This is a genomic window from Paenibacillus sp. FSL R7-0302, assembly GCF_038006885.1.
Classification (GTDB): Bacteria; Bacillota; Bacilli; order Paenibacillales; family Paenibacillaceae; genus Paenibacillus_AQ.
This window is the reverse complement of the sequence record NZ_JBBOWB010000004.1, coordinates 1-13,047: the sequence shown is the minus strand read 5'-3', so window position 1 is coordinate 13,047 and position 13,047 is coordinate 1. Positions and strand designations below refer to the sequence as shown.

The 13,047-nt window shown below is 47.9% G+C and carries 18 protein-coding genes; 15 read left to right on the top strand and 3 right to left on the bottom strand.

Annotated elements, in window-relative coordinates; translation table 11 throughout:
• Position 1: 1 nt before the first annotated feature.
• The 12 genes from MKY96_RS33545 (at position 2) to MKY96_RS33490 (ending at position 8,957) form a co-directional block, all read left to right on the top strand.
• Positions 2 to 415 carry a phosphoglucomutase gene (locus MKY96_RS33545; protein ID WP_340947201.1) on the top strand — a complete coding sequence of 138 codons (414 nt, stop codon included), beginning with the start codon at positions 2 to 4 and terminating at the stop codon, positions 413 to 415.
• 2 nt (positions 416 to 417) lie between these two features.
• The gene (locus tag MKY96_RS33540; RefSeq protein WP_340947199.1) at positions 418 to 1,440 is read left to right on the top strand and encodes a DUF2793 domain-containing protein; all 1,023 of its coding nucleotides are present in this window, start codon (positions 418 to 420) and stop codon (positions 1,438 to 1,440) included.
• Positions 1,441 to 1,452: 12 nt separating this feature from the next.
• Positions 1,453 to 2,352, top strand: a complete 900-nt coding sequence (locus MKY96_RS33535) for a hyaluronate lyase N-terminal domain-containing protein (RefSeq protein ID WP_340947198.1) — start codon at positions 1,453 to 1,455, stop codon at positions 2,350 to 2,352.
• A 2-nt stretch (positions 2,353 to 2,354) separates the two neighbouring features.
• Positions 2,355 to 2,966, top strand: coding sequence for a putative phage tail protein (locus MKY96_RS33530; RefSeq protein ID WP_340947197.1), 612 nt, complete (start codon positions 2,355 to 2,357; stop codon positions 2,964 to 2,966).
• Between the two features lie 11 nt (positions 2,967 to 2,977).
• Complete coding sequence (locus tag MKY96_RS33525; protein ID WP_340947195.1) at positions 2,978 to 4,240, top strand: pyocin knob domain-containing protein; 1,263 nt, start codon at positions 2,978 to 2,980, stop codon at positions 4,238 to 4,240.
• 18 nt (positions 4,241 to 4,258) lie between these two features.
• The gene (locus MKY96_RS33520) at positions 4,259 to 4,840 is read left to right on the top strand and encodes a hypothetical protein (protein WP_340947193.1); all 582 of its coding nucleotides are present in this window, start codon (positions 4,259 to 4,261) and stop codon (positions 4,838 to 4,840) included.
• A 93-nt stretch (positions 4,841 to 4,933) separates the two neighbouring features.
• Positions 4,934 to 5,113: a hypothetical protein gene (locus MKY96_RS33515; RefSeq protein WP_340947192.1), complete on the top strand. Its 180-nt coding sequence runs from the start codon at positions 4,934 to 4,936 to the stop codon at positions 5,111 to 5,113.
• Between the two features lie 241 nt (positions 5,114 to 5,354).
• Complete coding sequence (locus MKY96_RS33510; protein ID WP_340947191.1) at positions 5,355 to 6,905, top strand: hypothetical protein; 1,551 nt, start codon at positions 5,355 to 5,357, stop codon at positions 6,903 to 6,905.
• Between the two features lie 91 nt (positions 6,906 to 6,996).
• The gene (locus MKY96_RS33505; protein WP_340947189.1) at positions 6,997 to 7,296 is read left to right on the top strand and encodes a hypothetical protein; all 300 of its coding nucleotides are present in this window, start codon (positions 6,997 to 6,999) and stop codon (positions 7,294 to 7,296) included.
• Positions 7,297 to 7,485: 189 nt separating this feature from the next.
• Positions 7,486 to 7,860 carry a hypothetical protein gene (locus MKY96_RS33500; RefSeq protein WP_340947188.1) on the top strand — a complete coding sequence of 125 codons (375 nt, stop codon included), beginning with the start codon at positions 7,486 to 7,488 and terminating at the stop codon, positions 7,858 to 7,860.
• Entirely contained in the window at positions 7,844 to 8,599 is a 756-nt protein-coding gene (locus tag MKY96_RS33495) for an N-acetylmuramoyl-L-alanine amidase (RefSeq protein WP_340947186.1), read from the top strand. Before MKY96_RS33500 ends, MKY96_RS33495 begins: the two co-directional genes overlap by 17 nt.
• A gap of 1 nt (position 8,600) precedes the next feature.
• Entirely contained in the window at positions 8,601 to 8,957 is a 357-nt protein-coding gene (locus tag MKY96_RS33490; RefSeq protein WP_340947185.1) for a phage holin, read from the top strand.
• 59 nt (positions 8,958 to 9,016) lie between these two features.
• Here MKY96_RS33490 and MKY96_RS33485 read toward each other — a convergent pair whose 3' ends face one another.
• On the bottom strand, positions 9,017 to 9,565 hold the full coding sequence (locus MKY96_RS33485; protein ID WP_340947184.1) for a hypothetical protein: 549 nt from the start codon (positions 9,563 to 9,565) through the stop codon (positions 9,017 to 9,019).
• Between the two features lie 372 nt (positions 9,566 to 9,937).
• On the opposite strand from MKY96_RS33485, the gene MKY96_RS33480 reads away from it, so the two are divergent.
• Genes MKY96_RS33480 through MKY96_RS33470 form a run of 3 tightly spaced genes read left to right on the top strand, consistent with a single transcriptional unit; the run spans position 9,938 to position 12,022 of the window.
• Entirely contained in the window at positions 9,938 to 10,609 is a 672-nt protein-coding gene (locus MKY96_RS33480) for a hypothetical protein (RefSeq protein ID WP_340947183.1), read from the top strand.
• A complete protein-coding gene (locus MKY96_RS33475; protein ID WP_340947181.1) occupies positions 10,587 to 11,738 on the top strand; it encodes an XRE family transcriptional regulator in 1,152 nt (383 codons plus the stop codon). The genes MKY96_RS33480 and MKY96_RS33475 overlap by 23 nt, the downstream gene beginning before the upstream one ends.
• Positions 11,739 to 11,788: 50 nt before the next feature.
• Complete coding sequence (locus MKY96_RS33470; protein ID WP_340947179.1) at positions 11,789 to 12,022, top strand: hypothetical protein; 234 nt, start codon at positions 11,789 to 11,791, stop codon at positions 12,020 to 12,022.
• 69 nt (positions 12,023 to 12,091) lie between these two features.
• Here the strand turns inward: MKY96_RS33470 and MKY96_RS33465 are convergent, their stop codons facing one another.
• Together MKY96_RS33465 and MKY96_RS33460 are read right to left on the bottom strand one after the other, a co-directional pair.
• Complete coding sequence (locus tag MKY96_RS33465) at positions 12,092 to 12,511, bottom strand: type II toxin-antitoxin system HicB family antitoxin (RefSeq protein WP_340947178.1); 420 nt, start codon at positions 12,509 to 12,511, stop codon at positions 12,092 to 12,094.
• A 38-nt stretch (positions 12,512 to 12,549) separates the two neighbouring features.
• Positions 12,550 to 12,738, bottom strand: coding sequence for a type II toxin-antitoxin system HicA family toxin (locus tag MKY96_RS33460; protein ID WP_340947176.1), 189 nt, complete (start codon positions 12,736 to 12,738; stop codon positions 12,550 to 12,552).
• Positions 12,739 to 13,047: the final 309 nt, after the last annotated feature.

Below are 13,047 nucleotides of genomic sequence, written 5' to 3'. Positions count from 1 at the left end.
GATGGCTTATCCAAATGGTGTCGATGTTTTTAATGAGAAGCTGAACAAAAGCCAAACCGGATACGATTATGTTATCGAAGAGCGGATTGCATTAAAAGGCGGTTCTTATGATGGTCCGCTTCGGCACGACAATATTAACAATAAGACGATTCGCGTGTTCACTGGCCCCCGCTTTACAGGTGAGGAAATACGTAACTACAGTGTTTCATTTCCCGATGCAACACCATGGCGGCGACTAATTAAGATATTCTCGACAACGCCTGAAGTGTTTGTGACCTATGAGACACCAGGGGACACCGTAGAAGCCGACGATATTAACGCTGTGCAAACTGCTATCACAGCCACGCAGACCGAGGTGGAGCGTTATAAAGAGGCTGGGGTCATTGACGGCGGATCATTTGAGAGAGAGGTGTAAGGATGGCACAAACCATTCAAATTAAACGCGGTACACGGGCAGAGTTGACCACTTATGGGGTGCTGAAAGCCGGGGAGATGGGCTTCTGTACAGATACAAAAGAAATTTACATCGGAGATGGCACCTCTAATTCCATGGTTGGTCGGGCGCTATCCGGTCCCGAAGCCTCCCGCCCGGCGGCTGCATCGGTGGGCCGCCTATATTATGTCACTAGCGGAACCAATACAGGCTATTTGTACTTTGACAGTGGTTCCGCATGGGTCCGCATCAATGTTCTCTCACTGGCGGATCTAACCGGTACCCTTGATAACGTTGCTGACGGTGCAACCTATGCCAAGGTGCTTAAGGCGGACATTACCGCAGGGCATCCGAATAAGGTTTCGGACGGCACGAATACGAAGACCGCGGCAGAAATCGCAACGCATATCAATGATGCAACCAAGCACCGGTTAATCAATGATACCGGAACAGCCATTACAGATTTATGGTCCGCTCAAAAAATTAAAAACGAAATTGAGCTGGCGAAGCATAATATCGAACCGCAGGCTTCCGTGAAGGATCAGAACCTTACAGCTCCGCCAGCCAGTCCGGCAGAGGCGGACCGGTATATCATCCCTTCTGGCGCAACCGGTGCCTGGGCGGGCAAAACGAATCAGATTGCGGAATATGCTTCAGGGGCTTGGGCCTATTACGTTCCGGCTGTCGGCTGGACAGCCTATGTGGATGATGAGCAGAAGATTTATAGCTGGAATGGGAGCGCCTGGGTGCGGACTGGTGGAGCGCTGCAGACGATTACAGCCGGGAACGGCTTAACCGGCGGCGGGCAGGCGGACAGTGTAACGCTGACCGTTGGGGCTGGCAACGGGATTACCGTAGGAGCAACAAGCGTAGCAGCAAAGCCGGGCAAGGGCATCCTGGTCAATGCGACAGGTATAGAGGCCAATATAGACGGTTCGAGCATTATCTACGATGCTGCGAATGGCAACCAGCTCACGGTAAGCACTATCGACGGCGGAACATTTTAGGGGGCGGGTCATATGGCGAGAAAAGCGTTAATACAGATCCGGCGAGGCCTTGAATCCGCCATTGGCACGCTGGCCGTGGGAGAACTGGGGTACTGCACCGACACAAGCAAACTGTATATCGGTTCCACAGCGGGGAATGTGCTGCTGGTCGCTGCGCAGACATCGGGCGATATGCTCAAAAGCATTTATGACACGAACAATGACGGTAAGGTGGATTTTGCTGCGATAGCTGATAGTGTCCCGTGGGCAGGTGTGGCGGGAAAGCCTTCTACCTATGCTCCATCAGCACATACACATGATGAGAGATACCCTCAGATAACTAATGGGGGGATATATGGTATCTTTCCCTCAACATCTAATACTATGGTGGGACACGAGTATAATATATTGCTCAATGCAGGGAAGCGCAGTGAAATTACACTTACTCAGACTGGTGTGGCTTTGTTCGATTTGCCCTCTTTGTTTAATGGAAGACTGGAGCCATCATATACAACGCTGGGTGTGCCTGCTTCAACACCAACAGTCATTACCATTTCTGGTCTTCCTGCCGTACACACACAGACGGGCGGCGTTTTTGGCTGGACATGTAGGTATTGGTATCCTTCCAAATATAAAATAGAGGGTTACGATAGCTATAATAACGCGGGCTGGCGCGTTCTGAAAGATCAAAGTGTTAATGATTTACCTTCAAAGGAATTGCTCATTCCCCTATATCCCAACTTTCAAGGTGTTTTTACGCAGTTTCGGATAACTATCTATGATAGTTCGGTTGGCCAAGCAGATGCTAATGGAAATAGGAGAATAGGCATTAGTGAAATATTCTTCTGCCACCCAGAGGCAGCAACTGTATTTCAATATTTGGACTTTATGCCTAAAGGTTCGCTTACCTGGAACCAGCTTAAGGGGGTGTAGAGGTGGCCTACAGTGAATCCAAATATGGTACTTTGCTATACTCTGGAACTTCTGATGAGGATCAGCCCGGCGGAATACTGGCCCCGGATATCAGCAAGCAGCTTCCCGATGTGTACAACAAAGCGGGGAAACTCCGGCAGCTTCTTGACATTTTGTCTGAAGAGATCACCTTTTTTAATATTCGTGCAGAAGAAGTCAGGTCGCAGAATGCCGTAGAAACGGCAACATACAGCCTTGGACGATGGGAGCAGGAATTGGGTCTCAGTGTTGACACAGCGAAGTCTCTGGCGACTCGCCGGGAATTGATATCTGCCAAGCTACGCGGAATTGGAACCACCACCCCGCAGATGATTCAGCGAACAGCCTCCGCATTTTCAGGCGGTGATGTATTGGTGGAAGAGGTGCCGGGCGAATACCGGTTCATTGTCCGCTTTATCGGCACTCTGGGCATCCCGCCCAACATGGCCGGGCTTATTCAATTGCTTGAAGAGATTAAGCCGGCGCACTTGGCCTATGAGTTTGCATATACGTACACCTTCTGGGATTCACTCCGAACACTAACCTGGAGTGGTGCAAATAGCAAGACCTGGAATGAACTAAGAGTGTATGGATAGGAGTGAAGGTAATGAAAACAACAAGCAACCTCGGGCTGAAAAAGCCTGAAGGTGCGGATATTGTAGATATCAACGATCTAAACGGAAACATGGATATTTTGGACACTGCTGTCAAGGCAGTGCAGGATCATACCTCCGATACAACCCGGCATATTACGGCAGCAGAGCGCACGGCATGGAATGCTAAGGCTAATAAATCCGATATTCCTTCGAGCTTGCCGGCAAGTGGAGGTAATGCAGACACTGTTGACGGATTTCACGCCTCCACAGGAAGTGCGGCTAACTCCATTGTGGCGCAAGATGCCAACCAAGACATAACGGTACGCCGGTTCATTTCTAACGCAGCCCAAGGGACAGCGCCGTTTGGTGTCACCAGTACCACAGCGGTGACGAATCTGAATGCAGATATGGTGGACGGATACAATATGAACCAAGATGTCCAGACCACGGCAAGTCCTTCTTTCCAAACAGTTTCGTCAACAGCTAGTAACGGATTTATAGCCAAGTTAGCGGGTTATAAAAGCTGGATAATGTACAGGCCAGCGGATCAAACATTGGTTTTAACGCCGTCCACGGCAGCGAATGGCACGGCACCATCATTAGCTGTAAATACTTCGTATATATTCAGTGATAGCGGCGTATTCAAGTCGTACCAACTTCAAGCGGCCTCAGGAAACGGCACTGCCCCACTGGTAATAAGTTCTACGACTCTTGTCGCCAATCTTAACGCTGACATGATAGATGGATTCCACGCCAGCGCTAACGGGGGGAGCGGAAACACGGCCGCAGTCCGCGACGCTTCGGGATTCCTCAACGCTACACGCTTTGTCTCCGTGGCTTCCACCGGATCAGCCCCGTTAGCGGTGACAAGCACGACGTTAGTTGATAACTTGAACGCTGATTTGCTGGACGGACTTCACGCCGACTCTTTTGTCAAGAAACAAGCATTTAGCGGCAGCGACTTCAACGAAATGACGACAAGCGGCTTGTTCCGTTTGGGCGCAAACATGAGCAACAGCCCAAGCGCACAAGGCAAGTCAGCAATGGACTATGGGCAAATGTTCGTGATGGCTGCCGGAGGCGACACCATTATGCAATTGGCGGCGCACTACAGCACGTCGCGTTTGGTGTTTCGTGTGGGCAACCCGCCGCAATTGGGAGGGCAGGGAGCATATCAGGAATGGAATGAAATATACACATCAAAAAACGTCACCAAGTCAATGTCAGCGCCTTCTGGCGGTTCTGAAGGCGACATTTGGCTGCAATACTCATGATTGAAGGAGGGAATGACGATGCCTTTTAATATTAACGTGGGCGGCGCTTGGAAGGCCGCCACACCTTCCGTAAACGTAGGCGGGGTATGGAAATCCGTTAACAGTGCTTTCGTGAATGTTGGCGGGACATGGAGGCAGTTCTATTCCTCTGTGTTCCGGGTATTGCAGGGCGCAACCTACGGGAGTAATTCGTATTACGCCAAACAGTCGGACCATGTGGAATTGTATGCTTATAACCCGGGAGCTGGCGGCGGGGAGTGCGCGGCGGTTACGGCAGTTGCGGTTGACCTTACAGGAAAGTCAACGGTTACTTTTGACTTTGCTTTGGAGGGGGCAGCGGACATCCGAAGTGATGCCATTTTCATTGTCTCGACGGACCAGTGGGGTGGTGGCGGTTTATACAATTACCGGACATACACCGGCACCCTTGGGCCGCGCAGGACCTTAAACGTTAACATTATCGGCGCTTCCGGTTCATACTTCATACGGGCACACGCCAGCGTAAACGGCGGTATAGCGTACTGGAAGCGCGTCCGGCTGTACCGCATCTTGGTGGATGGTGTCGAAATATGGAACGGGGGCAATCCGGGTTCCGGCTAATTTCGACAATTTACTACAATAGGGATTCACAGAACCATAATTTTGTATAATGGGCATGAAAATATTACTAGATTGTGAGAGGGGTAAAACGACATGAATCAAAAAAACGCGACAATAACACGCAGACAGGCAGCCGCGAGACTAACGGAGGTGCAGGCTCAGATGTTTGTCCTTGGTGAAGAGGCTAAACAACTTGCCGGATTCCTGAATGGAGCGGCCCAAGAAGATCAAGAGGTGGCGCAGGCGGCACAGGCGGCAGATGAGTCCAACTAACACATATTCCCCAATAACTAACAGATATTCCGGAAAATTTCGTAAGCTCTTTTTTCTTAGGCGTTAACACCTTCTCCCAAGTGGTTCAGATTGCTTAGAATGCCACGTTACCGAGATACGAGATTAAGCCAAAAGATTACAACTGAACAAGCATCAGAGATTACAAGCGCCGAATAGAGGGCGTTTTTATTTTGCCCTCGGATCCCCGGAGGCTTTTAATGCGGAGAAGGGAGCGAGAGTCATGAAGACCACAGGAAATTTAGGACTGAAGAAGCCTGAAGGAACGGACATTGTAGATATTAACGACCTGAACGGCAATATGGATATTTTGGACACTGCTGTTAAGGCTGCGCAGGATCATGCGGCTGATACAACAAAGCACAGCACGGCAGCCGAGCGTACCGCGTGGAATGCTAAGGCGTCTACATCAGTTGCGACCACGGCCGCAGCGGGCTTGATGGCAGCCGCAGATAAGGTGCTGCTGAATAACAATACCGGGTACGGAACAACCGCCGGTACAGCAACGGCATATACTGTGACGCTATCCCCTGCGCCTACGTTGGCTGCGGGGATGAAATTTAGCTTCAAGGCACATGCAGCCAGCGGAGCTAACCCAACACTTAATCCTAACGGACTTGGGGCCAAGCCCGTCAAGAAGCCAAATGGTAACGCCGCTACCCTTGCGCTGAATGGAGTATATACGGTTGTATATGATGGCACAAATTTTATCTTACAGGGTGAAGGGGGGGAATACGGTACAGCCCTTGCTGAAGATGTCCTTTCAGGAAGGACGATAGGGACAGATCGCGGTTTAGTAAGTGGAACAAGAGATAGAATTTTGGGAGACTCCAATCGTGATAGGGGCTATCTTGGGAGCAATCCTCGTGTTTTTGGAGGCTACACTACCGAACATGGACACATAGCAGGCAATTCTGCTACTGGAGAGATAATCTTTTTTGGGAAATCTGAAAACTCTTGGGATCAAGTTGTCAAGAACAATTTCCCTGTCGAAACAGATACGTACAGAGCTCCACAGTACGTAGTTGGTAGAGGGAGTATACTAATAGCCTACAATGACTGGGGTCAGGGTAGCGGTGACCTTGAGTATCCAGCATACTACCTGGGTACTAACAACGGTGACTCGTGGAGAGTAATAGCTCGTAATCAACTTCCATCAATATACAATGTGCATTTTATAGGTAAAATCATAAGAGCAGGAAATAGATTCATAGCAGTTGTAGAAGCTAATGGAGAAACTTACCTTCGCTATTCAGAGGATGGTATAAACTGGACACGGTCCACTTTATTTGGAGCCTCCTATTTCTCTACGTGTCAGCCTTGTTTAGACCCTTACACTGGCCTAGTATGGGCATTTGCTGATAATAACCAGCTATGTTTCTCAGAAGATTTCGGGCAGACCTTTGCGGTGGATAACACTAGTCCTGTTTTTAATCAGCAATCAGGGTGGCCTGCAGATTACCTTTGTGTTGCTGGTGAAAATTTCATAGCTTCAGATGGTAATTATGATACGTACATTTACCGATCTGGTAGTAGCTACTGGAATCTTGTTTCTGATAATACGTCTGGACCTTTCTTCTATGCTGCTGGTTATTTCTTTACAGGGGGTTCTGGCGAGTTTAATCGTATAGAAGTAACAGGATTGCATGGGAATTCTCCCAAAGTAACCTCAATCAATGGGTTCCCTAGCACGCTCTATGGAGTAAAAGAAGGGAGAGTGCTTTTTGGATACGACGGATATAATAGTGTCGTCTCTATGACAATTCCTGATTAAAAAACACAGCACAAATTAACGCCGCACAGGCGTTTTTATTATTGCCCTCGGGTCCCCGGGGGCTATTCATGTTGGAGAGGGGAGCGGGGGAATGAATAGCACTAGCGTCAATAATCTAGAAAAACTGCTGCCGCTCGCAGACAAATACGGCCTTGCCTATATCGTGGCGCTGGTACTGGTTTTTATCGTCTTTGGTTTTGTCCGAGACGTCCGGCGCGGGAAACTGGTGCCGCGTGAACTGCTGGACCGTGCAGAGGAGGACCGGGACCGGCTGCAGGCGATTCTGGATAAAGAGCGGGCCGATTTCATGGCGCCCACGCTTGAAGTGTTGCAGCGTCTCAAAATAGATCATGCCGCCCATAACGGCAGTGATGAGGATAGGGGAGGATAACCGTGTTTAGTCGATGGTTAAAACGATTATCGCCCCAGCACCGAGAAAAAGAGATGGAGCTGGAACAGGCGTCTGGTCGGGTGAGTCTGGCTATTGCCCGATACAAAAATATGTCGAGGGAGATCCAGGAGGAAATCGAGCGGAACAAGTTCGCGCGCTTCCTGGTTTATGACAAGGGGGATCATTACCATGGGGGGAATTGATATTTTGCTGCTGATCGCTTATTCCGTATCTATGGTTTGCGCAGTGCTGCTGTTTATCGCGCTGTCCATGTACTTTCACAAGCGATTCCAACGGAAGACGGTGAGCCTGTTCATGCTCGCGGTCTTCTTTTTTCTGAGCGCCTACACGGTAAAGATGGCCGTAGCATTCTGGATTCGCTTCACCTCGGCATCAGGCGGCGCGGGCGTGTATGCAGCGCTTAAATCTACAGCCTGGGCCGTGGCGCAGGTCGGGACCACCGTAGGGCTGCTGGTGCTTACGGTGCTGATGTACACCAAAGGACAGGACATCTTTGTGTCCCTGCCTAAGAGGGAGAAGAGAAGCCATGAAGATAGCCATTGACGCCGGACACGGCCCGCAGACGCCGGGCAAACGCTGCCCAGACGACAGTATGAGAGAGTTTAGCTTTAACAGCGTGACTGCCCGGTACGTCCGGGCGGGCCTGCTGGAGTATGACGGGGTGCAGACGATGTATACTCACGCTGACAACGGCAGCCGGGACGTCCCGCTCAAAGAGCGCACCAACGCCGCCAACAAGTGGGGGGCCGATCTGCTTGTATCCATCCACGCGAACGCCATGGGGTCCGGCTGGAGCGCAGCCCGGGGCATCGAGACGTTCACCTATATTACCCGCCCGGCGTCTGCGGTAGCGTTAGCTACGGCCGTGCAGCGGCAGCTCGTCAAGGCCACAGGGCTTTATGATCGGGGAGTCAAGGCGGAGAATTTCCATGTGCTGCGGGAATCCAATGCCGTGTCTATCCTGGTGGAGTGCGGATTCATGAGCAACAGGGATGAAGCGGCACTGCTTAAATCGGACGCCTACCGGCGCAAATGTGCGGCGGCTATTGTGGCCGGGATTGCGGAAGTTGCCGGACTCAAAAAGAAGAAGGAGGAATCAAACGATATGCGAGTAGATAAAGCGGCGACAGTGGTCAATGGTAACCGGCTAGGGGATGAGAGTGTATTGATCGAAGGGCGGGTATACGTGCCGCTGGTTGCGATAGGCAAGGCACTGGGCGCAGCCGTGGATTTTAATAACATCACGAAGACGGCGACCATCACAACCAAGGGGGCGAAGTAAGATGCAACCTATTGTTGAGGCGGCACAGCCGTATGTCACGACCATTGTCACCGCCGTTGTGGGCGCTCTGGCTGCCGTCCTGCTGGCTGCTGTTGGCGCAGTGAGGGCTAAGGCAATAGCGTACTTTGACAGCAACACGGACGCCAAACAGCGGGATCTGCTGCACAAGGTGGCCGGGGAGGCATACGCCTACGCTGCTACGGTGTTCAAAAGCGAAGAGAATCAGGTCAAGCTTGCCCAGGCTCTGGAGTATGCAACGCAGCAGCTAGGCCGCAGGGGCATCAAGGTCACGCCTGCGGAGATCCGGGCGGCTATTGAGGCGGCATATCTTAAGGCTCAGGTAACCGAAGTAAGGTGAAATTCCCAAGCGTTTGCGAATATGAAAAGCCCCGCCGGTTGATGCTGGCGGGGGAATGCTTAAAATTCTATTTTCACATCATAATTTTTCTGATTATCTCGCGTAATGTCAGATGACCCGCCTTTATGGGTAAGCCACTTTAAAGTAATCCACTTTATATCCTCGACATGGCCTTCTTTAAGAAAAAAAATAACGCCTCCTTTTTTAGTAACTCCTTCGTAAATTTCTCCGCCTATAATCTCGCTTTGATGCATGTCCGCTTCTACTTGTTCTCCAGTTGAGGTTACTAATACAGCTTGATCTGGATAGGTTGTAAATGTATCTTTGGTAGTGTTTTCGATAGTAAAGCTCACACCTACAGCAGGTTTCTTATTTCCATCTAACGGAACCTCGTTAGATACTACAATTTTTTTAACAGTTGTCTTCAATCCTTCATAATCATCAGACCATGTAGCACCATCAATCACAGTCCAATAGTCTGCGGTCTTTGATTCTTGTGTGCTTGCTGGTGTTGTTGACGGAGTTGCATTCTCTTTTTTATCATTTGAACAACCACCCAAGATTAGAGCAACGACAATAGACGCTAATATAAACTTAAATTTATTCATATTCCCTCCGCATAAAAATAGTTATAAACACAACCATTTTAGCAGATTTAGGAAAATCAATCTATGTATTTTACAAAGAACAATATATGTGAAGGCCAGCCATGCACGACCGGCTCGTAGCGGGTTCCCGCGCTACTACATGTGCTTCTTCGCCGGTGTCGCCAGCAGTTAGGCCGCCGGGGTATCCAGATTACGCCGGAGGAGATCCGGGCGGCAATCGAGGTGGCATATCTTAAGGCACAGACTCCTATATCGTAGTAGTGTTCTTCTTCCTACTGGCTTCGGCTGGTGGGCTTTTTTGTTTTTGTTTGGTTGCAAAAAAATGTTCATTATTGTAGAATAGTTGCAAAAGCATAAAACGAGGTGAATCTCATGTTCTTTGTAATTAACCCTGACCCCAGAGAAGTTATTGAGGAATACATACCTTTAAACGTCAGGGCATTATTGGCTAAAGAAATTACCGATGCTTACCAGTGGTCTGAATTGATTTTCAATAATACTGCTGCTTTTAAAAGTTTAAGAGGTAGATATAAGTTGCTGCCTGAAATTAAAAATCTGGCAGTAGAGTTTTTAATGATGCAAGCATCAAAAAGCGGAAAATTGCCTTTGAAGTATCGGACTGGCTATAACTCCAACCATTCACACTCATTTACGGAATTATACGATGACAACGTTTTGCTGCACTTTAATCAGGTCAAAAGCAAAAATAAATGTGGCCGTAAAGCTTACTGTAGGGATAGGCTTGTAAAGCCAGTTCAGAGTTACTTTGACATTGAGGATAATTCATTAGTAGTTGAAGAAAATGTTCAAAAATACTTTCAAGTTAACCATGGTTATCAGAGTGAGACACCATTGTTTATTAGTTTGGGTATACCAAACAGCATGGGAATTCTTGAAGGTCGCATTTCGTTACTTGATGAGATTACGGTTATTGAAGGAGCACGCCCGGTATCGCAAGTAAAAGAGATTGATGACTTTGATTTCGAGGACTTCCAGCGGTTTGCTGAGGGAGCGGAGGAAAATGATAAGCAACAATCTTCTTAACGAGTTTAATGGTAAGAAGCTAATGGAAGCGAGAAAAATTAGGAATTACACCTTGGAAGAACTTGAGGAGAAGACAGGGATCTCTCATCAGGCCATTTCTAAATATGAGAAAAACAAATCAAATCCAAATATAGACATGATAAGGCTGCTGGCAGGGATACTTAATTTCGAAGTTTCTTTCTTTTACACTAAAGATATAGAGACGATCATTGATGATAAAGCCTTTGTTTACAGGAGTAAAGCCAGCGTTGCTAAAAAGTATAAAGATCAGACTGAATTACAGATAGGTCTTATAGACATGGTCATTAAGGCCGTTCGCAAAAAAGTTAATATGCCGGTTTTTGATTTAAGTTTAACTAAGGCAGTTGATTCAGAAGCCTTTGCTCCAACGAGCGAAGAAGAAATCGAGAAACTAGCCAACAAGATTAGGTCGCAGTTTTCTTTAACTGATGGCCCCATAAGCAACATCACTGCAATGTGTGAAAAATTAGGAGTTCATATTGTATATTTGAATTTGAATCATCAAGGAATTGATGCTTGCTCTGTTGTTCTGGATGGAACTCCGTATGTTATCTTGAACAGTGAAATAAAGTCGGCTGTAAGAATGCGCTTCAACATCGCGCATGAATTAGGCCACATTATATTACACCTCAAATATTCCAAAAAGGTACACGGAAAAAGAGAGAATGCAAAACGTATGGAGTATGAAGCAAATTATTTAGCCAGCTGTTTGCTACTTCCGGAATCAGGATTAGCTAAAGATCTCTCTTCGTTAGGATTAGATTACTTGCTTATATTAAAAAAGCATTGGCTTGTATCTGTTCAAATGATTATATACCGAGCTGAAAAACTGGAGCTATTCACTCCTGAATATTGCTTGTATCTTCGCCAGCAAACTAGCAGAAAAGGCTGGAGGACATTTGAGCCATTCGATGATGAGATTCCTAAAGAAACACCAAAAATGCTTAAGCAAGCTATTAAGTATTTAGACGAAAAATTAGGTGTATCTATTTCTGAAATCTCATTTATGACCGGCGTTAAAGAAGATGAAATCCTGCAGTTTTGTTCGCCAGAAACACTATCCAGTAGACCACTAAAAAGCGCAAACAAAATAGTTAGAATTAAATAATCGTGCCCCGTCATTAAGGCGGGGTATTTTATTACTTAGGAGTGAATGGTGTGAGTACTACATACAAAGTATTGAATAGCGACCAGGACTTCTTTATCGTAGCCCTAGCACAATCAAAGGTGTCTGTATGGTACCGGGAGGAACCGGACCCAATCGGGCATCTGATGGACTATTACGGCATTGTGGAGGGGTACACACCAGAATCGATTAAGATAGCTGGTGCGCGCTTTGTCCGGGAGCGGATTGAATTTAGAGCATACATAGAAAAAGCCCGTCTACCTTAACTGGTAGGCGGGCTTTTTCTCGTTTACACTTCAAACTCTTCTCGTCCAGGCAGCAGCGTAATTACCAGATTACACACGCTGATTATCGATTCCAAGACTCCGCTTCAGTCCCTCTTGTAGCACTTGGCTGAAATTTAAGTGCTGCCGCTCTGCTTCGTCATTAAGCCACTTAGGCACGGTCAGTGTCTTCTTGATAGCTCTGGACTCCATGGCCGCCCGAACAGTAGGCATCCATACCATTACGTCCAAAGCAGCTTCTCCAGCTTCCGCCTGCTTCAAAATTACGTCTAGTGTGGACGGATCCGGAATAGAATCCCCGTCTTGTTCCATCACATACAAAAATCCTTCCAGTGCTTCCCTTGCGGCAGCATGCGCTTCTTCGGCGGTATCGCCGGCAGTCAGGCAGCCAGGCAGATCGGGGAAGCGAACAGATACCCCATCTTCGGACGCATCCAGCAGCGACCAAAAGCGGTATACATCTTTTTTCATCTATGGTTTAACCTCCTTGAGGGGAGGGGCTTGCGCCCCTACAACCCTGCTGATTTAAGGATACTTGCTTGAGTCTTTGGAGGAAAGCTTTTTCGTGGGTGCGGCACCGTGATCTTACCGAGCTTTGTCGGATGCTTGAAGTAATGATGACTGCCGTTTACTCCGATTTCAAACCATCCGTCCTCTTCAAGTAGTTTTATGATTTCTCTTGAACTGTATGCCTTCATCTCAACCCTCCTTATACTTCCATTATACACGTATAATTAGTACGTGTCAACGTATTAATTATACGTATTAAGATTACACGGAAAAGTTAGCGTTACCTTATAGCCTCAACATGCATACGGCGCTTATTAAGCCTGAGTCCGTGACCATATCCTGACCATATTTGCATCTGAACTAATCGGAATTAATCGAAATCAAAAACGAAAAACTACCTATTATATGCGGAAATCGGAACTAATCGAAAAGCGTTATTTAAGAACGTAAGAAATACGGCCTCAAAGCTGCTCGTCGCGCTCCTCAGTTCTCGAAAC